Genomic DNA, 26,663 nt, shown 5'->3' with positions numbered 1-26,663 from the left:
AAGCTGAAGTTTTTGACGTTAACCTATTGTTTTATATTAGCTATAAAATCGTCAAAAACAAGGCACCCTCATGAAGCCCCGATCCATCATTTTTCCGACCAACAGTCGATCTCCTGCTTATATATAACAACCTCACTGGCTCTCCCGCCGGATAGACAAAACCTGCGACGCTCCAGGTTAATCGAAGCGGTCGCGCAGGCGACCTCGTTCAGGTCAGGCATCGCTCAAGGCGCGGTAACGGGTTCGTTCGCGGGTTGTAATCGTCACAGGCCGCGTTGGGAATTTCCGTCAGTCGCGCACGCACGCTTGATTCGCGCACGGCCTTCTACTACGGCTACACGTCACCGGCGGCCGCCCCTTTGAGTCGTTCTTCACGAAAGAGTGGCGCCCGAGCGAGGTCGAACGGGTTCGGTAAGACAAAAAACGGGTCAGTCAGCAGCACCTCCCAGGCGGTGTTGACCGCTCTGTTAATGCCGACGCAATCAACTGTCCGGAATGTGCTTTTTCGAGGGGAAAAAATGTCAGTGCATTAACCTGGTTTTTTACCCCGACCAGGGCTTTTTTGATGGTTGATTGGCTTACAACCGCCGATTTTCACCCTGGAATATGCAAAAAAACACGAAAAAATCGACGGGGCTCTCATCCGCCTCCCGACCCGCCGAAAGCCAGTGGTGCTGCTGGCTGCACCCTCTGGCGATAGCAATATGAAATCAATTTCGGTACTGCCGTTGGTCAGCAAAATTGATCAAAAAATGAACGGAGACGGCTTTTTTCGTTCAGAATACGCAACAGGTCACACGGGCTCCGATGCTCAGCTGACTCAAGAAGCGGAAGTTAAACCTCATATAGACGCCCAGTGCGAATGAGGTTTTTTGTTACCTGAAAATGGAACTAATCGAATGATCAAAAAGTTCATTCGCTAAACTCGCTTTTTTCTTCGCAGCACAATGCCGCAAGATTAAACAATAGAAATTTCTGGATCCTGACTGCAGTCAGTAACGGACAAATTCAACTAAGCCGTGCTGAAGTCATGTTGATCCACTAAGAGTACAAAGAGGTAATCATGGATCTTGGTATACTGACTTCGCCAGCCGCGGAATATGTTCGCTTGGGCGTTGTATATTTCCATCTTATCGCCTGCTGCGTTGCAATCGGGCTTGTGTTGACCAGTGACATTGCCATGGTCAAGCAACTCCTGAAGGGGGATGTGTCGGGTCACCATGATGACGCGCATCTGGAAAGCCTTCAAAAAACCGTATCACTTGCACTTGTTGCTCTTTGGATTACGGGCATTGGTATTATCGGAATAGATTATGCCGGCAAGGGGATGGAATATTTCCTCAATCCAAAGTTGCAAGCCAAAATCGGCATCGTTGTATTGTTGACCTTTAACGGTTTCCTGTTGCATAGCGCTGTATTGCCGGCGCTGAAAAAAGCCGGTTCGATACTCAAACTCTCCTTCAACTTGCGCATGCTGGCGCTGTTCTCCGGCGCGCTCTCTGGTGTGTCGTGGTTCTATGCCGCCATGCTCGGTGTCGGTCGTCCGCTGGCCTGGAAATACTCGCTGGTCGAGTTGCTGGCAGCCTATCCGGTTCTCATCGTCGGTGGCTTTGCAATGATGGTGCTGCTCACTGCCTGGGCGAAAAACAAAGACGCTGAGGGCCGTATGGAGCAACGCACCTGGGGATCCAGAAACGCCGCCCTGGCTGGCTGGTGAAGCCAGGTTGAACAAGTCCGTTCAGCCTTGGCCAATAAATTGCGCTTTTCACTGTTTACCCATTTCACTTTCTCACTTGAGGATATCCAAATGAAATCCATGAAAGCTCTCTTCGTAATTGCCGCTCTTACCGCTTCTTCTCTGGCGATGGCCACCGGTGGTGGTGACAAGACGTTCAATCGCATGGAGTCGGCCCGCAAGGTCTCGATGGAAGCCTTCCAGGTTGCGCAGAAGCAGAAGGCTGAAGCCGCTGTAGCTCAAAGCAAGGCCAAGGCAACCAATCGCACCAACGGCTGATCCGTGTAGCGCGTGCGCAGGCTGACAAGCCGGGATTGATTGCTCTGGCATTTCGGGGCACACAAATAACGAAATATCTGTAGGAGCTGCCGCAGGCTGCGATCTTTTGATCTTGCTTTTGCGATCTGAAAATTGCTGAAGATCAAGATCAAAAGATCGCAGCCTGCGGCAGCTCCTACAGGGGGAATGCGTACACCACCAAACAACGAGGTCGAGCGTTAGCTCGCCTCGCGGTATTTTTGCGGTGCTCGCCCCCTCGAGAGGCCAAGCGCAGGTTCTGCGCAGTGGGCCCAGTAGGAGCGAGCTTGCTCGCGAAAAACCTGAGAGCACCGCGGGGTGTCCGGCTCCCCGCATCATCGTTGACCTCCATCGCGAGCAAGCTCGCTCCTACAGGTATCGGTGTTCACCGCAATTGCGTGAACAACCAAAAAAAAGTCGCAAACCCTGCAGGGTTTGCGACTTTTTTTTCGATACGCCCTTCAAATTCCCTGGACGTTTTCTATGGGTATGCCTGCCGTTGTGTAGCGTGCAGGCCTAGTTCCGTGCCTCAACCACGTCGACATCCGGCGCGTCTGGGGCATCGGGAGCATCCGGGGCGTCTGGAGCGTCCGGGGCATCCGCCACATCCTCTCTGGCTGCCCTCTTATCGGCCTTGGCCGCCTCTCTGGCCGCGTTCGCATCAGCTTTTGCGGCGTTCCTGGCAGCATCTGCAGCAGCCCTGGACGCATCTCTGGCTGCATCTGCGTCTGCCTTGGCAGCGTCCCTGGCGGCATCTGCAGCGGCCCTGGCAGCATCTCTGGTTGCATCTGCACCCGCTACACCTGCAGCTTTTGCAGCGTCACGGGCAGCATCAGCCGCAGCTCTGGCGGCATCTCGGGTTGCATCTGCATCAGCTTTCGCAGCGTCCCGGGCTGCGTCTGCATCAGCTTTGGCAGCGTCTCTGGCTGCATCTGCGGCATTGTTGTCAGCCCTATTAGCCTTGTCGGCTCTATCGGCCTTGTCAGCCTTGTCAGCCTTGTCAGCCTTATCGCCACGGGCATTGCCTGGGCCTGCGTTTCCGGCAACACCACCATGGTCAGCATCGCCGCGCCCCTTGCCGCCATGTCCTGCGGCACCATCACCGCCACCATCGCCATGGCCGCTGCCAGCGTTACCGCCACCGCCACTACCACCGTGACCACCGCCTCCGGAACCTCCACTGCCGGAGCCACTGCCACCACCGCTACCACCGTGGCCGCCTCCGCCGTCACCACCATGACCGCCGCCTCCGGAGCCAGAGCCTCCACCGCCACCACCGTGACCGCCACCGCCTCCGCCTCCGCTGCCGCCACCACCACCGCTGCCGCCATCTTTGGCATAAGCGCTGGAGAAGCTACCGATGTAATCGGGCACCAGCACAGTCGATGCAGACAGAACTGCGCCAATTGCCAGAGCCAACAAACATTTTTTTAGAAGCATGATGCACCTCCGCTTGGAGTTGCGTAGTCATGTCCGTATCGAACGCAATGTCCAGTGAGTTCCCGGCCGCCCATTGGAGCGGCCAGCCAACCGGCACGGCCATTAATTTGCAGCAATAACAAGCAACTGCGGTTTCCGAACGATCCTTCAGAGCCAGTCGGCATCCGTGCGTGGGAAATATTCCCACACTTTTAGATTAGGCCTGTCAGCCCGTGTGTCAACCACCGACCATCAGAACCGAAGCAGGCGAAGGCCTGGGTTGAGACGACGAAACCCATCGGGGCCAGGAAACTGGCGGGTATCAGTAGGTGTGGGTGAACACCAGTCCAGCCTCGCCATCCGGGCTGGCGTCGGAAAACCCCTTGACGGCATATAACTGAAACTTCCAGTTCTGATTGAGCTTGTGCGTGAGGAAGAGGGTGAGTTCCTTGATCTGGTCGCCCGTGGAGACGACCTTCTGCCGCCAGTCGTAGGACACCCCCGCCGAAGTGCGCGCGAACACGGGCATGGCGAAGCCGAGGCCGGCGAATATCGGGTTGTCGAAGTCGGAGCCCGACGGATCGCCGAATTTTTTCCAGCCCAGCGTGGCGAACCCGGTCACCCTGCCGAAGGCTTTGGCGACATCGACCTGGGCGGAATAGTCGGTTTTTCCGGTGCCCAGGCACTTGTCTTCGTCGGCTGTGGCCAACTTGACCTTGCCGATCAGGTCCACGAACAGCCCGCCAATACTGCCGTCAAGCAAGGCATAGTCGGCACCGGCGACAGTGTCGCCCAAACCGCTTTCCACTTTGTCGCAACCGCCGGGCAACGGCTCGCCGTCAGGGCCGACCGAAGGATTGGTGATGCGCAGCCAGGGCACAGTGAGCTTGTAGGTCATGGGGCCGGTTTCGTATTTGCCCACCAGCGGGACGTACCAGGTTTCGGAAGTAGTGCCGGTGCCATAATCGCCCCGGGAGTAGTCGGTTCCGATCGAGGTCGAGAAGGTATCGGCCAGGGCCGGCAAGGCCAGGCTGGCCAGCCAACCGACGAGCAGGATGCGCTTGGGGTCCATGTTCACCTCGTGTCTTGCGTCATCGAAGTTCACACGCAGGCTTTGTTGCGTGACTTACACAGCCTAGTGACTTATGGCGCAAGTGCATCATGCCTTCACTGTTTAACCCGACTTGCCAGAGCGGTCGACTTTTTCAACGGTCTCCACTTTTTCGACCTTTTCGACTTTTTCGACTTTTTCTGGCCGATCAACCTTGTCTACTTTCTCAACCTTTTCTGGCCGATCGACTTTCTCGACTTTCTCCGGACGTTCAACTTTTTCGACTTTTTCGACTTTTTCGACTTTCTCTACCCTCTCTACCTTCTCTACCCTCTCCACTCTCTCGACTTTGCCGGATTGCTCGATCTTCTCGACACGCTCCGACTTGCCGGACTTGTCCACGTCCACGTCCACGTCCACGTCCACGCGTTCGATCCTGTCGCCACCACCATGACTGTCATTGCCCCCGTGGCGAGTATCGTCGACGACGCTGCCACCGCTCTCGGAACGGCCGCTCCTGTCACTGCCCGAGTTCCCCGAATCCCGCGAGTTGCCGGAACTGTTGGAGCCGCTCGAGTCGCCGGCGCTGTTGAAATCGTCCGAGCTGCCCGAATTGCCCGAGCCGCTTGAGTCGTCCGTGTTTTGCTCGCTGTTTCGAATCCGCCCGTGCTGGTTGCCGGCTGGCGAATCGGAGCGCTCGCGGGGCAATTCGATACGCGTGGCCTGTACCTCCCGTGCGCCGCTGAACACGCCGGTGACCCGCACGCGTCGATCCAGCGTCAACTGCGATGACTGCACACCGACAAACACGGTGTCGCGCGCCATCGTCACTTTAAAGCCGCCCACCACCAGGCGACTGTCCTGCCGGCCCTGTACCAGGCCCTCGATCACCGCATTGTGTGCACGGCCAATGAAAGGCAGGCTCGGGTCGGGGCGACTTTGGCTCACCTCCAGCTCGCGGCCCGACCACTGGCCGCGCACCAGCATTTCCTGCGCCGGTCCCGGATGGTTGCCGAGTTTGAGGCCCTGCAGATAACCGCTGCGATCGATCGGGCCGATGGCGCTGGCCTCCTTGAGGCCGGGCGCACGGTCGATGCGGCTGGCCACCACTTCACCCCGGGCATCGCGCAGCCCGCTGACCCGTACGGGATCACCCGCACGCAGGCCGGGAGCGACTTGAGCACCGTTGGCCAGGCGCACCGGTTGGCCCATGACCCGCATGGGCATGGAGTCTCTGGGCAGGGCTGTCAAAGGGCCTTCGTAGACATGCAGGATAGCAATGCGCCCGGCCTCCAGACCGCGCCGGGAATTGAACGCTTCCACGGCAACCACCTGGCCAACTGCCAGACGGGTGCTGGTGGCGGCAATGCCGTTCTCGCTGACAGGGACGTTTTTGTTGAAGTGCACTTCCATGCCATTGACGCAGATCGAGGCGAACCCGGTGATGGTGCCGACAATGCCGGTGCCACCGATCCCGCCGTTGTCGTTGTTGATGCCCGTGCCACCCACGCCGCCGGCAACGGCACCGGTGCCGCCAATGCCGCCGGGGCGTTTGTTCAGCGGTGCGCCGGTACCGCCCACTCCGCCATTGTCGGTGCTGATGCCAGTACCACCCGTGCCGCCAGGCGCCGCGCCCGTACCGCCGGTGCCACCCGGAGCCTGGATAAGAGGCACTTCACTGCTGCCCGCGTCATTCTGGCTGACACAGGTCGGCGCGGCTTGCAACACAATCGCAAACCCGAGGCCCAGAGCGAGGGCGGCTGCTCGAATCAGGCGCAGATTGATGGTCATGGCTTGGGAGCCGTCGGTGAGTTGGGATCGCAAGCTTCAGTGTAGAAGTACAGGCCGACCGTGATGCGCTGGCGCGGTTCGAGGCTGGGCAGGTCGCGAAATTCCAGCTCGGCGGCGAGTCGGTTGAAGCTCAACAGGGCCTGCATTCCCTCGCTGGCAACGGCCTCGCGCAGCGCCTCGACGCTCATCGGGGCCAGTGCGTCATAGTGGACGCTACGTTCAAAAAAGGCCGGGGCTTCGCCGCTCAAGTTGTGTACCGCAGCGCAGGCATGATCGTGCAGGTTATGCCCCAGGTAAGCCGCTTTCTCATCGAAGCCCTTTTGCGGCACGAAGGCCTGGGCTTCGAGGTGCACACGCTCTTGTTCGTCAAGGCGCACGACGCCCAGGCGCAGCCATTCGTCCAGCACCACCCGCGCCCGGATGTCCGTGCTGACCTTCGCCACCAGAGCATCAAAGGAGCGGTCGCCGCCGACACTGGCCAAGCGAGGCAGCGGCAATGGCTGGCCGGCGTCGTTGCAATAGGGTGCACTGGTCCAGGCGTTGACCAGTTGCGCACCGAAGGTGATGTTTTCCGGAAGCGTGGAAGTGGCAGGGTCGCCGCTGTTACGCAAACGCCGTACGTCCTTGCGGTGCACGCCAGTGAGCAGGCTGATGCGGCTGTCGGTCGGTGCCTTGTCGTCCAGACGGAACTCACGGTCCGCCACATCGACGAAAACCTCCTTGAGCAGGTCGGCGAAAACCAGGTACGTGACGCCTTTGCGCAGCATCAGGCGTACCAGCGGCCGCATGACATGGCGCAAGGCTTTGAGGAGCGAGGTGGGCAAGGTAGACGATTGCATTCAGCGCATTCCTGGACAGTTAACCCCAGTATAGCTGCGTGGGAAATATTCCCATGAATGCAGGCAGTATCTTTTGCGTGCTCCCATGCGGAACCGGTTCCCCCGCTTCTGCATGGATACCCACTGCGACCTGTGGCGAGGGAGCTTGCTCCCGCTGGACTGCGCAGCAGGCCCATTTGTCAGGGCCGCTTCGCTGCCCGGCGGGAGCAAGCTCCCTCGCCACAGGTTCAGGGTCTCGGCTTAGTCTCGGCTTGACTGATCGGCATTAAGCGCCATGCCCACTCGCCTTTTTTAAACAAAGCATTCCGAATGCTCTGCCTCGCACCCGCGATCAGTCGTGATGTTTGTGTTTATGTTTGTTCTTGTGTTTATTCTTGTGCTTGTAGCCGGAATCGTGGTGGTCGTCGTCATCGGCCATATTGTTGCCGATCGCACCCCCTGCTGCGCCGCCCAGACCCGCGCCGATCAGACCACCGGTGGAACCACCGACACTGTTGCCGATGACCTGGCCACCCGCTGCACCGAGACCTCCGCCAATAGCGGACTCGGTCTTCTTGCCACTCTTGGCGGTCATTGCGCCCCCGGCCGCGCCACCGACGCCGGCTCCGATTGCAGCGCCAGTGCTACCTCCAACAGCCTGACCGACCACGCTGCCAAGGGCGCCGCCGACACCGCCACCGATAGCCGTATTGGTGGTTTCGCCAGCGAGGGAGTACTGCGATACAAGAAGGCTTAATGCCACGACAGTGAATGACTTACGCATCAGACAGACCTTTAGGAATACACAAAAGACGGAAGTCTGTTGGTACGAAACAGTCCGGTCAACAGATATTCGCCGTGCATGGGATTGGATCAGCCAATCGGTGGGTAGCAGAACCGCCTATCGATCAACTCCCCTGTCCCGGGGCTCAAGCGGCGCCATCAGGATCACTCGAAATCCTGATGTCAAAGGACTCGACTCCGGAAACCAATCAGCCCCGCCAATACCGCGCAGCGTTATGCCCTTCAGTCCGCGACACCCTGGCGTCGCTTGCGGAATTCGGCGACCTTATGCCGGTTTCCGCACAGCGCCATGCTGCACCAGCGTCGTTTGTGGGATTTGGTGCGGTCGTAAAACATCAATGAACATTCGGCGCTTTCGCATTTGCGTACCAGGCTGAAATCGCCTTCGGCCAGTAACTGCGCAGCAGCGTAAGCGAGCCTGCCCAGACGCTGGTGGCCGGCATCGCCCTGGTGCAAGCGATCCAGCACCGGCGCGCCCGCCTCCTCCCACACCAGTTGCGGCACGACCCGCAGCAGAAAGGCATTGAGCGCTTCCGGATCCGCCACGCGATTCTCTCGACGGGCAGCGAGCAGGCTCTCGATGCAGTCGCGCAGCTTGCGCAATCGGGCAAGCAACTGCCCGTCACCCTCCGCCACGTCCGTCGCCAGACCGAAACCGATCTGCTCCAGCCAGCGCGCCGCGTCGGCATCGCTGTTGAGCAGGTCACGCCGCAGGCCTTCGACCACCATTCGGGTGTTCAGCAGATCCAGCGCCGGATGGTCGGCCAGCACCAGCGGTACGGGCAAGCCAGGCGTGGTGACGGCGTCAGTCATGGAGATCTCCCGGGAATCAATACACGGATTGTAACCCATAAAAAAGAATTGACCAGTTACAAAGTCCGTGCAAAATAAAAACAGGTAACCCGTAAAAACAAATTTAACAAGTTACACTGGAGATCCGTCATGACCACGCTCCCGCACACCACCGTAGTCTGCAAATTCGTCGAAGCCGACGGCATCAGGGTTTTCTACCGCGAGGCCGGTGCTGCCGACGCTCCCGTACTCTTGCTGTTGCACGGCTTTCCCAGCTCGTCGCACCAATTCCGGGACCTGATCCCGCGGCTCGCCGACAAGTACCGCCTGATTGCGCCGGATCTGCCCGGTTTCGGTTTCACCGAGGTGCCCGCCGAACGCCACTACGTCTACACCTTCGATGCCATCGGCGAGACGATCCGCCAGTTCGTCGATGTGCTGGGCCTCAAGCGTTATGCGATGTACTTCTTCGACTATGGGGCGCCGGTCGGCCTGCGCCTGGCGCTGGCGTACCCGGAGCGGGTCAGCGCGATCGTTTCGCAGAACGGCAATGCCTATCTCGAAGGCCTGGGGGATGCCTGGGCGCCGATCCGCCGGTATTGGGACGAGCCGTCACCCGCCAACCGCCAGGTGATCCACGATGCCATCCTGCACCTGGAAGGCACGCGCTGGCAGTATGTGGAAGGTGTGAGCAACCCCGATCTCATTGCACCCGAGGGTTATCATCTGGACGCGCTATTGCTGGAACGACCCGGCAACAAGGACATTCAGCTCGACCTGTTTTATGACTATCAGAACAACCTGAAGCTGTACCCGGCGTTCCAGCAATTCTTGCGCGATGCCCAGGTGCCGACGCTGGCGATCTGGGGCAAGGGCGATCCGTTTTTCATTCCGCCTGGTGCCGAGGCCTACAAGCGTGACAACCCCGATGCGGTGGTCGAGATGCTCGATACCGGCCACTTCGCGCTGGAGACCCACGCCGTGCAGATTGCTCAGCGGATAGTCGAGGTGGTGGGCAGCCATCTCGACTGAGAGGTGCGCAGACGAGGCGTGGTCCACACCCACTCGAGCCACCGGGTGGCATTGACGCTGGCCGGTGTCTGGCACGAGGATGACATCCTGCCGCCGCTGCCCCAGGCGCTGGATGAATTGCACGAAGCCTTGGGTGTGCAGTGGCAACCCACAGATTTTTTTGACCGCTGGAGTCTTCATGCCTCGTTTCGCTGCCAACCTCAGCATGCTCTACCCCGAACATGACTTTCTCGACCGTTTCGCCGCAGCCGCCGCCGATGGTTTTCAGGCAGTAGAGTACATGTCCCCCTACGACTACAGCCCACAGCAATTGAAACAGCGGCTCGACGACAATGGCCTGGTCCAGGCCCTGTTCAACGCACCGCCTGGCAATATCGCGGCTGGCGAAAAAGGCACCGTGTCCTTGCCGGGCCGTGAGTCGGAGTTCCGCGCCGGTTTCGACCAGGCCCTGGAATACGCCGCGGTACTGGGCAACGACCGCATCCATGTCATGGCCGGGCTGCTGGCCAACGAAGCGGATCGCGCCAGGCACCAGCAAACCTACCTGGAAAACCTCAGCCACGCAGCGACACAAGCGGCCAAGGCTGGCATCACCGTATTGCTGGAGCCGATCAATACCCGCGACATGCCGGGGTTTTTCCTCAACCACCAACATCAGGCCCAGGCTATCTGCAAAGCGGTCGGCCAGGCCAACCTCAAGGTCCAGTTCGACGTCTACCATTGCCAGATCGTCGAGGGCGACGTGGCGACGAAGCTGCGACGGGATATCGCCGGCATCGGCCATATCCAGATCGCGGGCGTGCCGGATCGCCACGAACCGGACATGAACAACGAGCTGAACTATCCCTACCTGTTCGAGCTGATCGATCAACTGGGGTACAGCGGTTGGGTGGGTTGCGAGTACCGGCCACGCGGCGACACCTCCAAAGGCTTGCAATGGCTGCGCGATTGGCAGGGTCGGTCAAGCCAAGGCCAGGCATAGACGGCTTTTCATTCATGGGTCACCAGGACGCCGGGGCAGCAGGAGGCATGCAATGGAACTGAAGTTCAGTCACATCGATGTACTGGTCAACAATCTCGACGAAGCCTGTGCTTACTACGCACAGATCCTGAACGCCAGGATCTCCAGAACGCTCGTCTGGGAACGAGGTGGCCTGCACGTGCGCTACGCGATTGCGCTGATCGGCCAAGAGCGTTTCATGCTGGTACAGCCGCTGGCCGGGAACCTGAGGGAGCTACTGGACGCCTCGGGTGAAGGGATGATTTATCGCCATTGCTATTCGACGCCGGATATCGAGAAGGCCTATGACGAACTGATGGCCGCCGGTGTTCAGCCAGAAGATGAAAACGGCAAGCCATTGGCCCGCGCGAACCTGCAATCCCCGTCCGGGACAAGCATTGTCTGGTTGCCCAAGCGCTTCGGGCACTTCTCTATCGAAATCCTGGAAGACAAGGCGCTAGAGGCATTTGTAGAGGCTGCATTTGCCTGAGTGACTGGGCGATGAACGCCTGCTTGCGGCTGTGGGTTCTTTCAATTCGCCCCTTTGACAAACAGGCAGATTAAGTGTCATGGGTTCTGGAGAATCTTTAAACCTGTTGGCTATGTAGACAAGGAGCAACTGTTCTTTTACGACGAGCGAAAAGAACTAGCCTGATTCGATGGAGGAGTACGTTCAACCTTCATTAGGGCGTTCCAATGAACACAACCACCCTGGAGACGGACTATCTGGTGATCGGCGCGGGGGCAACAGCCATGGCCTTCGTCGATACGTTGCTCGATCAATCGGATGCGAATGTGCTGATGGTGGATCGACACGCTCAACCGGGTGGACACTGGAACGATGCCTACTCGTTCGTCCGCTTGCACCAGCCGTCTGCCTTCTATGGTGTCAACTCCTGCGAGTTGGGGTCTGGGCAAAAGGACGAATCCGAATGGGGCGGTGGCTTATATGAATTGGCCTCAGGCAGCGAAGTTGTCAGTTACTTCGATCAGCTCATGCATCATCGATTCTTGCCGTCAGGTCGGGTGCACTATTTTCCGATGCACAACTACGAAGGTGATCGCAGCGATAGTCATTGCATCACCTCCTTGCTTACCGGCGAAAGCAAGGCTGTCCGGGTACTAAGGAAGCTGGTGGATGCGACTATGGCACAGACAGCCGTTCCTTCGACCCATCCACCGCATTACCGGGTAGAGCCCGGTATACGGTGCATACCGCTCAACGACTTGCCAAGGATCGGACAGCCTTGCTCGCGTTACGTGGTGGTGGGAGGAGGAAAGACCGGCATCGATGCCTGTCTGTGGCTGCTGCACAATGGCGTGGCACCCGACAGGATCCAATGGATTGTTCCAAATGCCCCCTGGCTGTTGGATCGCGCCAACTTTCAACCCGGCCAGGAGAATGTTGTACGAACGATCGGTAGTCTCGCGAACCAGTTCGAAGCGATAGGTGCTGCAGATTCGATCCCGGACCTCTTCCTCAGACTCGAAAGTGCCGGCGAACTGTTGCGCATCGATCAAGCTGTCGAACCCACCGCCTTCCGCGCTGCGACCATTTCACAGGGGGAATTGCGTGCGCTACGGCGCATAAGCAATGTCGTACGCCTGGGGCGGGTTTTCGCGATTGAAGCCAGCCGTATATCCCTCGAAAAGGGCAGCATCGCTGCAGATCCCGACGCCCTTTACATCGACTGCAGCGCCAGCGCTGTCCCGATTATTCCTGAGGGAAGCGTGAAAGCGTTTGATGGCAATCGTATCAACCTGGTGACAGTCAGCAGTTATCAGATCCTGTTCAGTGCCGCAGTCATCGCCTACGTGGAAAGCCACCTCGACGATCAAATGCAGATGAACAAACTATGCGGGTTTGTCCCATTGCCACGCTCACCGGTGGACTGGGTCAGGATGTGGGCCGCTTATCTTGGCAATCAACGGCAATGGAAGCACCATGCGGGGCTGTCCAACTGGCTTGCGCAGTGCCATTTGCACCTTTTGCCAACCGTGTTGAGAAGCCTGCAGGAGGGGGATCCTGAAAAGCTTGCAGTGTTGAACCGGTTTACTGAAGCCAGAAAAAAAGCCCTGGAAAACATGCCCCGGCTCTTGCAGGCCGTAGCAGGTTTAGCGCAGGAGTCCTGAGCGACTGTACACCCTGAGTGGCCCAGCCCCCGCGTTTGACATGGCCTATGTTCGCTAGCGAACAGACTTCGCCGCGATGAATCCTCCACACTCGTCGGTGGAATGCAGCGCCCGGCGGCGCAATGCCCCGCACACCTGGCCTGGCGTAGAACCGCCTTCATTCCACAAGCGACCTGCCCTGCGCGGGTCGTACGAAGGAATTCATGCAAAATATCCTGACTCGCACGCTGTCCAGCCTTTGGCGCTCACCGGCCATCTGGCTCAGGTGGAGTGCAGCACGGCACAAGTTCGAGTACGAGCCCATCCTGCGTGCCGACCTGTTCAATGCGCAGCAGATGGCAGACCACGGCATCGTGCTGGCACGCCAGCATTTGCTCGGGCGCCTTTCAAAAAAGGATGCCTTGCTGGGCCGTCTGACTGACAACCAACTGCTTCTGGAACGTAGCTGCGCAGCGCTCAAGACCGTGCAATTGTCCAGCCGACGCCTGACCCCTGCGGCGGAATGGCTGCTGGACAACTTCTACCTGATCGAAGAAAACATCCGTACCGCCAGGACCCACCTGCCCGACGGCTATAGCCGCGAGCTGCCACGCTTGGCCGAAGGCCCTTCGGCAGGCCTGCCGCGGGTCTACGACATAGCCCTGGAAACCATCGCGCACGGCGATGGCCGGGTCGACGCGCCAAGCCTGAACTGTTTCATCGCCTCTTATCAGACCATCACGCCGCTGACCCTGGGCGAGCTATGGGCGATCCCGATCATGCTGCGCCTGGCGCTGATCGAGAACTTGCGGCGCGTGGCATCCCGGGTCATGGCCAACCGGGATGACCGTAACCTTGCCGATGACTGGGCCGATCGTTTGATCGAAATGGCCGAGCGCGACGCCAAGAGCGTGGTATTGACCGTTGCCGACATGGCGCGATCGGCGCCGCCGATGACGCCACCCTTCGTTGCGGAACTGGCGCGCCGACTGCACGGACAAAGCGCCGCGCTGATATTGCCCATGGCGTGGATAGAACAAACGCTCGGTGAGTCCGGCCTTACGGTCGAACGCCTGGTGCAGATGGATGCCCAGCAGCAATCCGGTGATCAGGTGTCCATCAGCAACAGCATCGCCAGCTTGCGCTTGCTGGCAGCGACCGACTGGCGCGAGTTCGTCGAGCTGCTCAGCCATGTCGAACAGGTATTGCGCACGGACCCGGCAGGCGTCTATGCGAAAATGGACTTTGCCACCCGTGACCGTTACCGCCATGTGGTCGAACGCCTCGCCCGGCATTGCGTGCACTCCGAAACCAGGGTGGCACAAGCCACCATTGAACTGGCCGCGAGCACACAGCCCACGGCCCATGTAACCGGGCATGTGGGCTATTACCTGGTGGCTGACGGGTTGCTCAGCCTGGAGCAGGCGCTGCACGCCAGCATGCCGCTACACGAGCGATGGAAGCGACTGCTGCAGAGCGCGCCGTTGAAGTTCTACCTGTGCCCTTCCCTGCTGCTGACACTGCTGCTGGCCTGGCCATTTCTCGGCAGTGCCTATCACAGCGGCACGCCATTGTGGAGCCTGGTCCTGCTCGCCGTGCCCGCGTTATTGATGACCAGCCGCCTGGCGATCGGGCTGGTCAACTGGCTGGTGACGCTTACGGTAGTCCCGTCGCTGTTGCCGCGCCTGGATTACAGCAAGGGCATACCAGCCGAGGCGCGAACGCTGGTGGCGGTGCCGACGATGTTTGCCAACGCCGGCGACATCGAGGCCCTGGCGGAAGGCCTGGAAGTGCGATTCCTGGCCAATCGCGATGCCAACCTGCATTTTGCGCTGCTCAGTGACTTCATGGACGCCCCTGCCGAGGTGATGCCCGAGGATGCCGAATTGCTCGCCCTGGCGCGCCAACTGATCGAGGCGCTCAACCACAAATATGCCGATGGCCAGGTCGACCGGTTCTTCCTGCTGCACAGGCCCAGGCACTGGAACGCGACCGAGCAGGTATGGATGGGGCATGAACGCAAGCGCGGCAAGCTCGCCGAGCTCAACGCGTTGCTGCGAGGTAAAGGACAGCTGCGCTTTGCATTGATCGTCGGTGATGTCGCGCCACTGGGTTCGGTGCGCTTCGTCATCACCCTGGACACCGATACCCTGCTGCCCCGGGATGTCGCGCGCCAGTGCATCGGTGCGATGATGCACCCGCTGAACCATCCGGTATTCGATGAACAAAGCGGCAAGATCGTCAGCGGTTACGCCATCCTCCAGCCACGCGTGGGGATCAGCCTGCCCAGCACGGCACGCTCGACCTACGCCCGCCTGTTTGGCAGCGATGCCGGTGTCGATCCTTATACCCGTGCCGTCTCCGATGTTTATCAAGACCTGTTCCAGAACGGTTCCTTCATCGGCAAGGGCATCTATGCCGTCGACGCCTTCGAACAGGCACTCGAGGGCTGCCTGCCCGACAACCGCATTCTCAGCCACGACCTGATCGAAGGCTGCTATGCCCGCTGCGGGCTGCTCAGCGATGTACAGCTGTATGAGGAATACCCGTCTCGCTACAGCGCCGATGCCAAGCGCCGACACCGCTGGATTCGCGGGGACTGGCAAGTGCTGTACTGGGCCTTGCCGTGGGCACCGAAACCCCAGGGAGGATTTGCGCCCAACCTTCTTTGCAACCTTGCCCGCTGGAAGATTTTTGACAATCTGCGCCGCAGCCTGGAGCCAGGCGCCTTCCTGGTCATGCTGACATGGGGCTGGCTGGGTTCGAGCGAGGCCGTCTCCTGGACATTGGCGGTGGTCATCCTGGTATTTCTCCAACCCTTGCTGCAGTCGGTACTGGCGCTGGTACAGAAAGCTGCCGATATTCCATTGGGGCAACACCTGAGTGCGGCATTACGGACTTCGGGCCAGCATTTCATGCGCGCGCTGTTGTCGCTTGTCTGGTTGCCGTCCGATGCGTTGTTGAGCTTCGATGCGATTGCCCGCTCACTGTGGCGCATGCTGATCAGCAAGCGCCGCCTGCTGCAATGGCAACCGTCTCGTGAAGTCGAGCGCTCCAGTGGCAACGATCTGTCCGGCATGTATAAAAGCATGTGGATTGCCCCTGCGCTGGCGCTGATTCTATTCGTGGCCCTGCTCCCCTCTCTTCATGTACTCGCACTGGCGGCTCCCTTGCTGCTGGTGTGGCTGGTAAGTCCGGCGATTGCCTGGTGGATCAGCCTGCCGACAACCCCGGCGGGGTTTGACCCGTCAGTGCAAGAGCTGCGCTTCCTGCGCATGCTGTCACGCCGGACCTGGGCGTTCTTCGATCGGTACGTGGGGCCTGAGGACAACTGGTTGCCGCCGGACAACGTCCAGGAGATACCCAAGCCAACCATTGCCCATCGCACCTCACCGACCAACATGGGCATGGCCTTGCTCTCGCACCTGGCGGCCCACGATTTCGGTTACCTGAGTACCGGGCGCCTGCTTGAACGCGTCACTGCCACGCTTGAGTGCATGGCCGGTCTTGAGCGACACCATGGGCACTTCTACAACTGGTACGACACCCAGTCACTCCTGCCGCTGGCACCTCGGTATGTGTCCACCGTGGACAGCGGCAACCTGGCGGGTCTGCTGCTCACCCTGCGGCCGGGGCTGCTGGGGTTGGTCGACACGCCCCTGTTCGATCAACGCACCCTCAGCGGTCTGGGCGACACCCTCGATGTGCTGCAGCAGGCGTTACAGGACGGCAACCTCGATGACCGCGCCGTGCTTGAACTGCGCGCGAAGGTGACCTTGGCCATGACCCAGGACACCCCGGACAACCTCCTGCAAGTACTCGATCTGGTGGATGCCTTGGCAATCGACACCGCTACTGAAGAAGCACACTACTGGCTGCAGGCATTGCAGGCGCAGTGTGCGGATCTGCGGGCAGAACGACTGCGCTTCGAGCTGCCATTGGCACCCGCCCGGGCACCAGCACCAGCACCAGCACCAGCACCAGCACCAGCACCAGCACTCAGCCTGCGGCAAATGGCCGAGCTCGATTGCACGCTGTGGCAGCCTGCCGATCAGGCGCAAGTGCAGGCGGTACAACGCCTGGCGCGCGCACGAATCAGCCACCTTGAGCGTCTGGTCGAACTGTCCGCGTCACTGGCGAGCATGGACTTCACCTTCCTCTACGATGCTCAACGTGACCTGTTCTCGATAGGCTACAACGCAGACGAGCGCAGGCTGGACAACGGTTATTACGACCTGCTCGCGTCAGAGGTTCGCCTGACCAATTTCGTGGTCATCGCCCAGGGCCAGCTGCCGCAACAGGCCTGGTTCACCCTCGGACGCTTGCTCAGCAACAATCGGGGGGTACCGGTATTGCTTTCCTGGTCCGGATCGATGTTCGAGTACCTGATGCCCAACCTGGTCATGCCCAGCTACGAAGGTACGCTGCTGGAGCAGACTTGCCGCGCGGCCGTAGCCTTGCAGATCGAGCATGGCAACCTGTTGGGCATCCCCTGGGGCGTGTCCGAGTCGGGTTACAACACCCTGGACGCCCACTTCAATTATCAGTATCGGGCGTTCGGTGTTCCTGGCCTTGGCCTCAAGCGCGGGTTGGCCGACGATACCGTGATTGCGCCGTACGCCAGCGCCCTGGCGCTGATGGTCGAGCCGCAAGCGGCCTGCCGCAACCTGCAACGCCTGGCGGCCCAAGGGTCGGCCGGCCGCTATGGCCTGTACGAAGCGGTCGACTACACCGAGGCACGCCTGCCACGCGGCCAGCGCTATGCGGTCGTGCGCTCGTTCATGGCACACCATCAGGGCATGAGCCTGCTGGCCTTGACCAGCCTGCTGCTGGACCGGCCCATGCAGCGACGCTTTGAGTCGATCCCGGCCTTCCAGGCGACCATCCTGTTGCTGCAGGAACGCGTCCCCAAAACCGCCGCACCTTACCTGCATGCAACCCTGGCACCTGCCACAGATGAAAACGGACGCGCGCAGGAAACCAGGCTGCGAGTGTTCGCCGATCCCGGGCGCAAGCGCCCCGCCGTCCAGCTACTGTCCAACGGCCGTTACCACGTCATGCTCAGCAGTGCCGGCGGTGGTTACAGCCGCTGCAACGACATCGCCGTGACCCGCTGGCATGAAGACGCGACCTGCGACAACTGGGGCATGTTCTGCTACCTGCGCGATGTCAGCAGCGGCGTGTTCTGGTCCTCGGCCCACCAGCCGACCCGGCACAAGCCAGAAAGCCATGAAGCGATTTTCAGCGATGCCCGGGCCGAGTTTCGTGTTCGCGAGCTCGACTTCGATACCCACACCGAGATCGTCGTGTCTCCCGAAGACGATATCGAACTGCGCCGGCTGCACATCACCAACCGCAGTCGCGTGCGCCGTAGCGTGGAGCTCACCACCTACGCCGAGGTGGTCCTGGCCCCGGCAATCAGTGATGCCATGCATCCGGCCTTCAGCAACCTGTTCGTGCAGACCGAATTGTTACCGGCGCTGCAGGCCATCGTCTGCACCCGCAGGCGGCGCTCCAGTGAGGAAGCCGTCCCCTGGATGTGCCACCTGCTGGCCGCCCATGGCGTGGACATCGACGCCATTTCCTACGAGACCGATCGAGCGCGTTTCATTGGCCGCGGACGCAACGTTGCAGCACCGGCGGCGCTCGATGGCAATGTCGAGCAGTTGTCCGGCACCGCAGGCTCGGTGCTGGACCCGATCGTGGCCATCCGCTGCCGTATCACCCTGGAACCCGGACAAACGGCGACCATTGACCTGGTGACCGGCATCGCGGACAGCCGTGAGGACTGTCTGTACCTGATCAATAAATACCGCGACCGGCACCTCGCCGACCGCGTCTTCGACCTGGCATGGACCCACAGCCAGGTGTTGCTGCGCCAACTCAATGTCTCGCCGGAAGATGGGCGCCTGTTCGAACAGATGGCCTCTTCGATCCTCTACGCCAATGCTTCGTTACGCGCGGAAAACAGCGTCCTGATGGCCAACCGACGCAATCAATCGAGCCTCTGGGGCCAGGCGATCTCCGGCGACCTGCCTATCGTTCTGCTGCAGATCGCCACCGTCGACAACATCGAACTCGTGCACCAGATGGTCAAGGCCCACGCCTACTGGCGGCAAAAGGGACTGATGGTGGACCTGGTCATCTGGAACGAAGACCAGGCCGGCTATCGCCAGCAACTCCAGGACTTGATCATGGGGGTGGTGACGTCCGGCAGCGAAGCTTCGCTGATCGACCGTCCCGGAGGCATTTTCGTGCGTCCCGCACAGCAGTTGTCGAACGAGGACCGTACGCTGATCCTATCGGTGGCGCGCCTGGTGCTGAGCGAAGGCAATGGCAGCATTGCCGAGCAGGTCCATCGGCGTCACGCAAGCCCGGCCTACCCGGCATTCGTGCCCACGCTCAAGCGCCAGGTAAAAGCGGCCGCTACCCTGCCCGCCATCGAAGGTTTGCTCCTGGGCAACGCCTATGGCGGCTTCAGTGCCGATGGCAGCGAATATGTCATGACCTTGCAGCCGGGCAGGCCGACACCGGCGCCATGGGCCAACGTGTTGGCCAACCCGCACTTCGGTACGGTGATATCCGAAAGTGGGGGCGCTTACACCTGGATGGAAAACGCTCACGAATTCCGCCTGAGCCCCTGGCATAACGACCCGCTCACCGACGCCAGCGGCGAGGCGATCTATGTGCGCGATGAAGAAACCGGGCATTTCTGGTCGGTGACGCCACAGCCTTGTCCCGGTACTGGCGCGTACCGCACCCGGCACGGTTTCGGCTACAGCGTCTTCGAGCACGATGAAGACGGTATCCACACCGAGTTGTGGGTGTACGTGGCGCTGGATGCTTCGATCAAGTTCTCGCACTTGCAGATTCGCAACCGCTCAGGGCGCGCCCGGCGCCTGTCGACGACCTGCTATGTCGAGTGGGTGCTGGGCGACTTGCGCAGCAAATCGGCGATGCATGTGGTGACGGAAGCCGACCCCAGCAGCGGAGCATTTTTCGCCAGGAACGCCTATTCGATCGAGTTTTGCGAACGGGTGGCGTTCCTTGATACCGACTCGACCGCCACCAGCATCAGCGGTGATCGCACCGAGTTCATTGGCCGCAACGGCAGCCTCAAGGCGCCTGCCGGACTGCAGCAGGCACGCCTGTCGGGCCGAACCGGTGGTGGCCTGGATCCCTGTGCGGCGATTCAAGTGACCCTCGACCTCGACAACGGAGACGACCAGGACGTGGTCTTCCGACTCGGTGCCGCCAGGGATACCACCTCAGCCCTGCGCCTGGTTCAACAGTACCGTGGCCTGGGGGCGGCCACCGCAGAACTCGAGGCGGTACGCGAGCATTGGCGTTCGCAACTGAGCGTGATTCAGGTCCAGACCCCCGACCCGAGCATCGATGTCATGGTCAATGGCTGGCTGATGTACCAGGTGATCGCTTGTCGCTTCCAGGCTCGCAGCGGTTACTACCAGTCCGGCGGGGCCATCGGCTTTCGCGATCAACTGCAAGACAGCATGGCGATGATCCATGCCGATCCCGCCAGCGTACGTGGCCATTTGTTGCTGTGTGCAGCCCATCAATATGCCGAAGGCGACGTGCAACATTGGTGGCACCCGCCGCTCGATCGGGGGGTGCGCAGTGGCTGTTCGGACGATTATCTGTGGCTGGCGTTGGCGACCAGCCACTATGTCAGCGTCACCGGCGACCTCAGCGTGCTGGCCGAACCCGTGGGATACCTTGAAGGCCGACCGCTCAATGCCGGGGAAGAGTCTTATTACGACCTGCCGGGCAAATCACACCTCGAAGAAAGCCTCTATCAGCATTGTGTACGCGCCATCGAAAACGGCCTGCAGCGCGGCAGCCACGGCCTGCCCTTGATGGGCACGGGCGACTGGAACGACGGAATGAATCGGGTCGGCCATTTGGGCCAAGGGGAAAGCGTGTGGCTGGGCTTCTTCAGCTTTGATGTGTTGCAGCAGTTTGCCATCACAGCCCAATTGCATGGCGACCCTGCTTTCGCACAGCGTTGTACCCGGCAGGCCGCCTTGCTGCAAGCCAGTCTGGAAGAGCATGCCTGGGACGGTTCATGGTACCGGCGCGCCTGGTTCGACGACGGCCAGGTCCTGGGCTCGGCCAACAATGACGAATGCCGTATCGACTCGATCTCGCAAAGCTGGTCGGTACTGTCGGGGGCCGCCTCGCCAACGCGGCGCCGCACGGCCATGGCTTCATTCGAGCAGCATCTGGTACGGCCCGACACAGGCGCGGTCCTGCTGCTCGATCCGCCCTTCGACACAGGCTCGCTCGAGCCCGGCTATATCAAGGGCTATGTGCCGGGCGTACGGGAAAATGGCGGCCAGTACACCCATGCCGCCGTCTGGGCCGGAATGGCGTTCGCCGAGCTTGGCGACAACGTCAGCGCCTGGCGCTTGCTCAACATGATCAACCCCGCCGGCCATGAAGTCGCCAAGCGGCTCGAAACCTACAAGGTCGAGCCCTATGTCATGGCTGCCGACGTCTACGGCACGCCGCCCCATGCAGGCCGTGGGGGGTGGACCTGGTACACCGGGTCGGCCGGCTGGACGTACCGGTTCATCGTCGAGTCATTGCTCGGATTGCAGCGGGTCGGGACTGCATTGCACATCTTGCCGCTGCTGGCGCAGGGCTGGCCCGGCTACACGCTGCGCTACCGCTATGGGGCGACGCATTACCATATCCATGTACGCCCCGGCACGAGCACTACAGCTTCGATCACGCTGGACGGCGAGCTGCTGGGCAACGACACGCTGGAGTTGCTCGACGACGGCACAGAACATCAGGTCGTGGTGACCTGCCCGGTAAAAGCGCAGCAACCCGAAACCCCAGGGTGGGATAGAACCGTCGAAGCCGATCTTGAGCGCTGAGAGGCAGCGCTCTAGGCGGGCCTGGATTCAAACTGGATGACTCGGGCCCTGGTGGTGCGGCTGCAAGGCCTCGCCCAGTTTGATGTGTACGGGAGGGTTGGCAGCCTGCCCGGGCTTGTCATGCAGGGGGACCGGCGTGCTCTGTGGCTGTTTCGCAGTGGGCTTGCCAGGGCCCTGGCGAAGATTCGGGTCAATGTGCTTGCTCATACAACCTCCAACGTTCGGCGCTGCAGAGGCAGCGTCGCTCCCTTGAGCATCGCAGATGGCAGCAACTGCTTCGGTGCGCTGCCCCGCATAGCGCGCTTTGGAGTAACCTGTCCCCCTCAGGGAATTCTCCCTCGAAGGGTGGCTGATATGTTTGCTGTACCCAAGCCACAACAGAACTACCTGCTGGCGGCGCTTCCGGCGCCAGCGCTGGAGCGCCTGCTCCCCCACCTCGAACTGGTCGAGCTGCCACTGGGCAAAGTGCTCTATGAGTCCGGCGGCGCCCTGCGGCATGTCTACTTCCCCACCGACTCCATCGTGTCGCTGTTGTATGTGATGGAGAACGGTGCCTCGGCCGAGATTTCGGTGGTCGGCAATGAAGGCCTGATCGGCGTTGCAGTCTTCATGGGCGGCGAAAGCACACCCAGTCGCGCCGTTGTGCAAAGCGCCGGGCATGCCTACCGGTTACCCGGCCAGCAACTCAAGGACGAGTTCAACCGCCATGAAGAAATGCTGCTGCTGATGCTGCGCTACACCCAGGCCCTGATCACGCAAATGGCGCAGACGGCAGTGTGCAACCGCCACCACTCCATCGACCAGCAGCTGTGCCGCTGGTTGCTGTTGTCGCTCGATCGCCTGCAAGGCAATGAACTGACCATGACCCAGGAGCTGATCGCCAACATGCTGGGTGTACGCCGCGAAGGCGTGACCGACGCCGCGGGCAAGCTCCAGCGCCTGGGTGTCATCGAATACAGTCGGGGCCACATCAAGATCCTGGACAGGGCCCGGCTCGAGGCGCTGAGTTGCGAATGCTACGCCGTGGTCAGAAAGGAAACCGAACGATTGCTGCCCTACTTTCCCTGGGCGACGTGACCCGTGAAGGCCTGTCGGGACGCCCCCCCGGTCAGGCCACGACGACCGCTTTTTGCTCGATTTCTGTCAGGTGTAACGGGGAGGAGTCGGCCAGAAGCGGATCACCCGGCGAAAACTTTCACCTAAAAAAGGACTCCGCAAAAAAACAATCCAAAACTTCTAATACATGCCAGCGCTTACTACGACCAGACTAACTTTTAAATGCTTCGACCGCTTCGCACCAAGGACCATTTTCAAAATGCGGCTTTGTTTGTTTAACCTGCCTTGAATTTAACTTTACTTTTTGTATTAAAAAAACCGAAGCATCTAATACGTCTCTGCGAACCTCAAAATCACAGTTGTTATACACATTTTCCAGAATTACAGTGTATGCATCAGACTCATCCGCCCGAAATGTATACGTAGCATTGCAACTGCGGGGATAAAAATTCACTCCATCGAATGCGCTGCCCAAATACTGAAATGAAATAGTTTGATAGGGCTTCTTCTCTAAAGTCAGGGTGATATTTTTTTGCGTTGAATTGGTAGCAATTGGTTTAATATTGAAACAGTCGTAACTTTCTTCAAAATAAACAGCAGAAAGTTTATCTTTTGATGAGCGATTTATGATATCGACAGTAACCATATCTTTTGTTTTGCTTGTAGTATTACTGGGTGTAGTGCAGCCAGCCAAGCCAAGAAAAAGCGCCACACAGATGTACATGACTCTCATATTCATGACCCACCATTTATCGTAATATTTTTAGAAATCAAGATCAGTTAAAACCAGCCAATGTGTGCTCGTTCATTCTATTGGATAGTGCGGGATGATACTATTTAGCCACTACCCTGTCATCTGTTGTTTTGCTCAGCCGCAGTCGCTTTGGTGATGGATTGGAACAGATATCCATAAAGCCCTTTAAGACAAAGGGTTACACCAATTTTCTATTCCGCTCGTACCAATCCTGTACTACCCAACTCTCTCAACCCACCTTTTCGCCATGGCTAACTGCATCTACATCGGGCAGATAACGGCCAGAAGAGTTTGTATCGCTTCTGATTTCCTCGACACGTGCGGCTGCCTGATTTGGGTCGGGTGCCGTCGGTGGCCATAGGTCTCAGTCAATGACTTCGGGAATCTGATCCGGTAAAACCTGATGGTGCTTTTCCTGCACGGCTCTCACAGTACCTGACAGGCACGGGTCACCCGTAAGAATCACTCCGAGCTGAAGTGTCATGACGTTAAGCCCATTGCTATTCTGGATGCCACTCTGAATCAGCTCAGGTGGATAGCCTTCGGAGTGTCGGCGCAGAGGGTGAATACCGCTGTGTACGAACGAGTTCATGGCGTGATAATTCACATCCTTGAAATTCATTAGCATGCTCGATGCCTGCACAGGAGCCCTTTCGACGATCTCATGGAGCATCTGCGAGAACATCGGGAGTTTCTTTGCGCTGTGTTCGGCTTCCAGTGTGAGTGCTGCCGCGAGGCTTTCGACCTGCTGATCCTTAGCCGCATACAGAAGCCAAACGGCTCTTGTAAGGGCTTCATATTGCAAACGCAGCATCGCCAGAGCTGACGTGTAGCATTGAGTTCTTACCAACAGGCGCAGACTAAGAGCGTGTTCCAGCGCCATGTCGCAAGCCACCATTGCGACCTCATGCCGTGTGCCGGGGAACGGAGTAACTCCCTTCAAAAGGTGAAGGATCTCTATATGAAGTTCATCAGATCTATTCAGAAAATCTTCCATCACCCCGTCTTTCCTTATGTTTACGTGCAAGTTCATTTGGTCACAGTGAAGGCGTTCATACCTGAGCCTAAGCATGCAGTCGATTGCAGCCTGTCGCGAAGGGGAGGAAACGGCGAGTAGCAGACAGTGAGTACCAGCAGAAATCGATGAAATATGCCACAGCAGACTGGCTGCTATATTCAATGCACCTGTCCGCTCACGTTGCTCACCGACTAAGGAGGTAATGATTGATTTACTCCTCGCTATTCTGAACCTCTTAGGCCTGATTGATTCTGAGGCTGGAACAGATGGCCCATCCACGTGGCCTCGACGTCATCGAAAATTAATCCGAGTGGCGCTCATCATTTGCTCGGCTCCCGTCTGCGCAGGGCTTTTTATTCTCTTTGTCCAATGGCTGAGCGGCCTGAGCCCCGTGGCACAGAGGGTGGTTATAGGAGTGGGCGCAATCCAGCTGATTGGTTTTTTCGTCTTGCTAAATCGCCGGAACAAAGACTAGGCGCTCATTTTTTACACACTCCCGGGCCATCGGTAGCTTGCCTTCAAGAGCGCAAATCCTTCCAAGGCTTGACGGTCCACTTCACTTGGGTCGGTTGCAGCCCTTCGAGACAGGCAGCAATCGGCCAGAATAGTCATTCGGGTGTGTGCGTAGAAAAACCGACAAGGAAATACGAGGATCAAAAATGGAGCTCATCTCAGACATCGTAATCAACCTGTTGGCTCATCGCATCGGCGTTTGCGTGCTGGGCTTGATTACTGGCGGCCGATTTAAAGGGGAAAGCGGTTTTGCCTGGGGCTGCGCCGTTGCCGTAGGCTGCGTGGTACTGTTCGCTCCTTTCGCGGCTTTCATAGCCTGGCTCATCTATACCGATGGCCGGTGAGGTGATGTCCGGTATGGGTAGGTTTCAGCCCATCGCAACAGACCACAATCGGCCAGAAGTGGACATTCAACGCCAAAATCGTGCCCCCATGAGCAAACGGTCCATCCTGCCGCTTCTCGTCGCAATTACTGAACTCAGGTAGCAAAAGATCAGAAACCCGCTATTACGTTAGTAATTGCCCTTCATTCATTGCAGATCGTCACAGGTACGCCCCACGATGCGAAATCCACTTAAGCATTCGCGAGTTCGTTTTGTTTTCTTACTGGGTTTTATCTCATTGGGGCTGACCGCTTGCAGCAGCGACGAGAACTATATTGCATCGACTAAAGAAATCACCCGACCACCTGTCGATGACAGCGACACTTCGTCTGTGCGAGTCACGACCAGTTGGCTAAAACACTCACTTAGCCAAACTGGCTGCCTGGAGCACGCTAGAGCGGCTCTAAAAAAAGCGAGATATTTTGTTGAAGCAGGAGAAAGATCAGTCTATGGGTTGCGTGAAGGTATGACTTTTTCGATTCGCTGCGACTACGAAGGCGTTGCATTTTTTGCAGTTGCTTATCGCCACAGGCCAAGTACTCAAACCCAGGATCGGATCCTGAATGAAATCACCAGGTTATTTTAAGGACTCCAGGCAGGAGGCACGGGGCTCGCCCGCAGCGAGACCAATGCCGGATCTCCTCTCTGAAACAAAGACTTGGTCTTTCCCCTCCCAGGCGGTAGCCGGAATACGCGTTCGAGGGACAAGCCAGAAGACATTTTTCCTGTTTCTTCCCTTACGTCACCCACAGGCAGCAATCGGCCGATTCTGTTGAAAAAGTCGGCCATAGTTTCCACGATAGAAAAGTACGCGCTTGAGATTGAAATCTTTACTTTGAGCAGAGCAATTCCGGGCTCAGATTTCGCGTAGCTGCGCGCAAGCTAATCTGCGATCAGGTGGCTCCTGGAGCACCAAGAGCAAACATCAACGACTACAAGGCCGTTCTCTTGCAAGCGCTACCAGACCTTCCTTATACCGATGTCTTTGTCCCTCGTTACGGGTTGTCATACCGTCCATGGTCTAACTGGGAGGGCGATAAAAACCCAGACTGGTGGCGAAGTTACAACAACGTGAAACATGAGCGAGACACGCACTTTAACGAAGCAACACTCAACAACTCGCTGAATGCTCTTGGTGCCTTGCTCGTACTTACCGTCCACTATTACTCTCGAAAGTTGGCTCCAGAG

The 26,663-nt window shown here is 58.9% G+C and carries 19 protein-coding genes and 1 pseudogene; 12 read left to right on the top strand and 8 right to left on the bottom strand.

All coding sequences use genetic code 11. From position 1 onward, the window contains the following. The first annotated feature begins 569 nt into the window (after positions 1–569). The 3 genes from KSS91_RS11935 (at position 570) to KSS91_RS11925 (ending at position 2,014) form a co-directional block, all read left to right on the top strand. On the top strand, positions 570–866 hold the full coding sequence (locus KSS91_RS11935; protein WP_217838060.1) for a hypothetical protein: 297 nt from the start codon (positions 570–572) through the stop codon (positions 864–866). A gap of 197 nt (positions 867–1,063) precedes the next feature. Further along, positions 1,064–1,717 carry a hypothetical protein gene (locus tag KSS91_RS11930; RefSeq protein ID WP_217838059.1) on the top strand — a complete coding sequence of 218 codons (654 nt, stop codon included), beginning with the start codon at positions 1,064–1,066 and terminating at the stop codon, positions 1,715–1,717. 90 nt (positions 1,718–1,807) lie between these two features. Continuing rightward, positions 1,808–2,014, top strand: coding sequence for a co-regulatory protein PtrA N-terminal domain-containing protein (locus tag KSS91_RS11925; protein ID WP_015094726.1), 207 nt, complete (start codon positions 1,808–1,810; stop codon positions 2,012–2,014). 815 nt (positions 2,015–2,829) lie between these two features. Here KSS91_RS11925 and KSS91_RS11920 read toward each other — a convergent pair. The 6 genes from KSS91_RS11920 to KSS91_RS11895 form a co-directional block, all read right to left on the bottom strand. Continuing rightward, positions 2,830–3,372 carry a hypothetical protein gene (locus KSS91_RS11920; RefSeq protein ID WP_217838489.1) on the bottom strand — a complete coding sequence of 181 codons (543 nt, stop codon included), beginning with the start codon at positions 3,370–3,372 and terminating at the stop codon, positions 2,830–2,832. A 401-nt stretch (positions 3,373–3,773) separates the two neighbouring features. After that, on the bottom strand, positions 3,774–4,523 hold the full coding sequence (locus tag KSS91_RS11915) for a hypothetical protein (RefSeq protein ID WP_126045467.1): 750 nt from the start codon (positions 4,521–4,523) through the stop codon (positions 3,774–3,776). Between the two features lie 102 nt (positions 4,524–4,625). Then, positions 4,626–6,293, bottom strand: coding sequence for a DUF5666 domain-containing protein (locus tag KSS91_RS11910; RefSeq protein WP_217838058.1), 1,668 nt, complete (start codon positions 6,291–6,293; stop codon positions 4,626–4,628). After that, a complete protein-coding gene (locus tag KSS91_RS11905; protein ID WP_217838057.1) occupies positions 6,290–7,132 on the bottom strand; it encodes a DUF6502 family protein in 843 nt (280 codons plus the stop codon). The genes KSS91_RS11910 and KSS91_RS11905 overlap by 4 nt, the downstream gene beginning before the upstream one ends. A gap of 331 nt (positions 7,133–7,463) precedes the next feature. Then, on the bottom strand, positions 7,464–7,895 hold the full coding sequence (locus tag KSS91_RS11900; RefSeq protein WP_217838056.1) for a YMGG-like glycine zipper-containing protein: 432 nt from the start codon (positions 7,893–7,895) through the stop codon (positions 7,464–7,466). 242 nt (positions 7,896–8,137) lie between these two features. Next, positions 8,138–8,728: a CGNR zinc finger domain-containing protein gene (locus KSS91_RS11895; RefSeq protein ID WP_217838055.1), complete on the bottom strand. Its 591-nt coding sequence runs from the start codon at positions 8,726–8,728 to the stop codon at positions 8,138–8,140. Between the two features lie 129 nt (positions 8,729–8,857). On the opposite strand from KSS91_RS11895, the gene KSS91_RS11890 reads away from it, so the two are divergent. The 7 genes and pseudogenes from KSS91_RS11890 (at position 8,858) to KSS91_RS11860 (ending at position 22,828) form a co-directional block, all read left to right on the top strand. Then, positions 8,858–9,739, top strand: coding sequence for an alpha/beta fold hydrolase (locus KSS91_RS11890; RefSeq protein WP_217838054.1), 882 nt, complete (start codon positions 8,858–8,860; stop codon positions 9,737–9,739). Between the two features lie 15 nt (positions 9,740–9,754). Continuing rightward, positions 9,755–9,838 (top strand): annotated as a pseudogene (locus KSS91_RS11885) (aldolase); the annotation flags it as partial. Between the two features lie 79 nt (positions 9,839–9,917). Then, positions 9,918–10,721, top strand: coding sequence for a 2-oxo-tetronate isomerase (otnI, locus tag KSS91_RS11880; RefSeq protein ID WP_217838053.1), 804 nt, complete (start codon positions 9,918–9,920; stop codon positions 10,719–10,721). Positions 10,722–10,773: 52 nt separating this feature from the next. Further along, on the top strand, positions 10,774–11,229 hold the full coding sequence (locus tag KSS91_RS11875) for a VOC family protein (protein WP_217838052.1): 456 nt from the start codon (positions 10,774–10,776) through the stop codon (positions 11,227–11,229). Positions 11,230–11,435: 206 nt separating this feature from the next. Next, on the top strand, positions 11,436–12,872 hold the full coding sequence (locus KSS91_RS11870) for an NAD(P)-binding protein (RefSeq protein WP_217838051.1): 1,437 nt from the start codon (positions 11,436–11,438) through the stop codon (positions 12,870–12,872). Between the two features lie 203 nt (positions 12,873–13,075). Then, a complete protein-coding gene (locus tag KSS91_RS11865; protein WP_217838050.1) occupies positions 13,076–21,751 on the top strand; it encodes a glycoside hydrolase family 94 protein in 8,676 nt (2,891 codons plus the stop codon). 354 nt (positions 21,752–22,105) lie between these two features. Further along, positions 22,106–22,828 carry a Crp/Fnr family transcriptional regulator gene (locus KSS91_RS11860; protein ID WP_217838049.1) on the top strand — a complete coding sequence of 241 codons (723 nt, stop codon included), beginning with the start codon at positions 22,106–22,108 and terminating at the stop codon, positions 22,826–22,828. A 190-nt stretch (positions 22,829–23,018) separates the two neighbouring features. On the opposite strand, the gene KSS91_RS11855 is transcribed toward KSS91_RS11860, so the two are convergent. Both KSS91_RS11855 and KSS91_RS28195 read right to left on the bottom strand, forming a co-directional pair. Beyond that, complete coding sequence (locus KSS91_RS11855) at positions 23,019–23,546, bottom strand: hypothetical protein (protein WP_217838048.1); 528 nt, start codon at positions 23,544–23,546, stop codon at positions 23,019–23,021. Between the two features lie 379 nt (positions 23,547–23,925). Then, positions 23,926–24,558: a DUF6988 family protein gene (locus tag KSS91_RS28195; RefSeq protein ID WP_225923743.1), complete on the bottom strand. Its 633-nt coding sequence runs from the start codon at positions 24,556–24,558 to the stop codon at positions 23,926–23,928. Between the two features lie 680 nt (positions 24,559–25,238). Between KSS91_RS28195 and KSS91_RS11840 the strand changes: the two genes are divergently transcribed. After that, positions 25,239–25,436 (top strand): hypothetical protein, encoded by a 198-nt coding sequence (locus KSS91_RS11840; RefSeq protein WP_217838047.1) that lies wholly within the window; start codon positions 25,239–25,241, stop codon positions 25,434–25,436. Between the two features lie 217 nt (positions 25,437–25,653). Next, on the top strand, positions 25,654–26,061 hold the full coding sequence (locus tag KSS91_RS11835; protein ID WP_217838046.1) for a hypothetical protein: 408 nt from the start codon (positions 25,654–25,656) through the stop codon (positions 26,059–26,061). The last annotated feature ends 602 nt before the right edge of the window (positions 26,062–26,663 follow it).

The sequence above is a fragment of the Pseudomonas azerbaijanorientalis genome (assembly GCF_019139795.1).
GTDB lineage: Bacteria > Pseudomonadota > Gammaproteobacteria > Pseudomonadales > Pseudomonadaceae > Aquipseudomonas > Aquipseudomonas laurylsulfatiphila.
Note: the sequence above shows the minus strand (reverse complement) of the source record. Positions and strands in the feature narration are given on the sequence as shown.

What these genes read in the sequence shown, in the direction of transcription:
- KSS91_RS11930 (WP_217838059.1), top strand. Translation starts at nt 1,064, where the DNA reads ATGGATCTTGGTATACTGACTTCGCCAGCCGCGGAATATGTTCGCTTG.
- KSS91_RS11925 (WP_015094726.1), top strand. Translation starts at nt 1,808, where the DNA reads ATGAAATCCATGAAAGCTCTCTTCGTAATTGCCGCTCTTACCGCTTCT.
- KSS91_RS11920 (WP_217838489.1), bottom strand. Translation starts at nt 3,372, where the DNA reads ATGCCAAAGATGGCGGCAGCGGTGGTGGTGGCGGCAGCGGAGGCGGAG.
- KSS91_RS11915 (WP_126045467.1), bottom strand. Translation starts at nt 4,523, where the DNA reads ATGGACCCCAAGCGCATCCTGCTCGTCGGTTGGCTGGCCAGCCTGGCC.
- KSS91_RS11910 (WP_217838058.1), bottom strand. Translation starts at nt 6,293, where the DNA reads ATGACCATCAATCTGCGCCTGATTCGAGCAGCCGCCCTCGCTCTGGGC.
- KSS91_RS11905 (WP_217838057.1), bottom strand. Translation starts at nt 7,132, where the DNA reads ATGCAATCGTCTACCTTGCCCACCTCGCTCCTCAAAGCCTTGCGCCAT.
- KSS91_RS11900 (WP_217838056.1), bottom strand. Translation starts at nt 7,895, where the DNA reads ATGCGTAAGTCATTCACTGTCGTGGCATTAAGCCTTCTTGTATCGCAG.
- KSS91_RS11895 (WP_217838055.1), bottom strand. Translation starts at nt 8,728, where the DNA reads ATGACTGACGCCGTCACCACGCCTGGCTTGCCCGTACCGCTGGTGCTG.
- KSS91_RS11890 (WP_217838054.1), top strand. Translation starts at nt 8,858, where the DNA reads ATGACCACGCTCCCGCACACCACCGTAGTCTGCAAATTCGTCGAAGCC.
- otnI (WP_217838053.1), top strand. Translation starts at nt 9,918, where the DNA reads ATGCCTCGTTTCGCTGCCAACCTCAGCATGCTCTACCCCGAACATGAC.
- KSS91_RS11875 (WP_217838052.1), top strand. Translation starts at nt 10,774, where the DNA reads ATGGAACTGAAGTTCAGTCACATCGATGTACTGGTCAACAATCTCGAC.
- KSS91_RS11870 (WP_217838051.1), top strand. Translation starts at nt 11,436, where the DNA reads ATGAACACAACCACCCTGGAGACGGACTATCTGGTGATCGGCGCGGGG.
- KSS91_RS11865 (WP_217838050.1), top strand. Translation starts at nt 13,076, where the DNA reads ATGCAAAATATCCTGACTCGCACGCTGTCCAGCCTTTGGCGCTCACCG.
- KSS91_RS11860 (WP_217838049.1), top strand. Translation starts at nt 22,106, where the DNA reads ATGTTTGCTGTACCCAAGCCACAACAGAACTACCTGCTGGCGGCGCTT.
- KSS91_RS11855 (WP_217838048.1), bottom strand. Translation starts at nt 23,546, where the DNA reads ATGAATATGAGAGTCATGTACATCTGTGTGGCGCTTTTTCTTGGCTTG.
- KSS91_RS28195 (WP_225923743.1), bottom strand. Translation starts at nt 24,558, where the DNA reads ATGGAAGATTTTCTGAATAGATCTGATGAACTTCATATAGAGATCCTT.
- KSS91_RS11840 (WP_217838047.1), top strand. Translation starts at nt 25,239, where the DNA reads ATGGAGCTCATCTCAGACATCGTAATCAACCTGTTGGCTCATCGCATC.
- KSS91_RS11835 (WP_217838046.1), top strand. Translation starts at nt 25,654, where the DNA reads ATGCGAAATCCACTTAAGCATTCGCGAGTTCGTTTTGTTTTCTTACTG.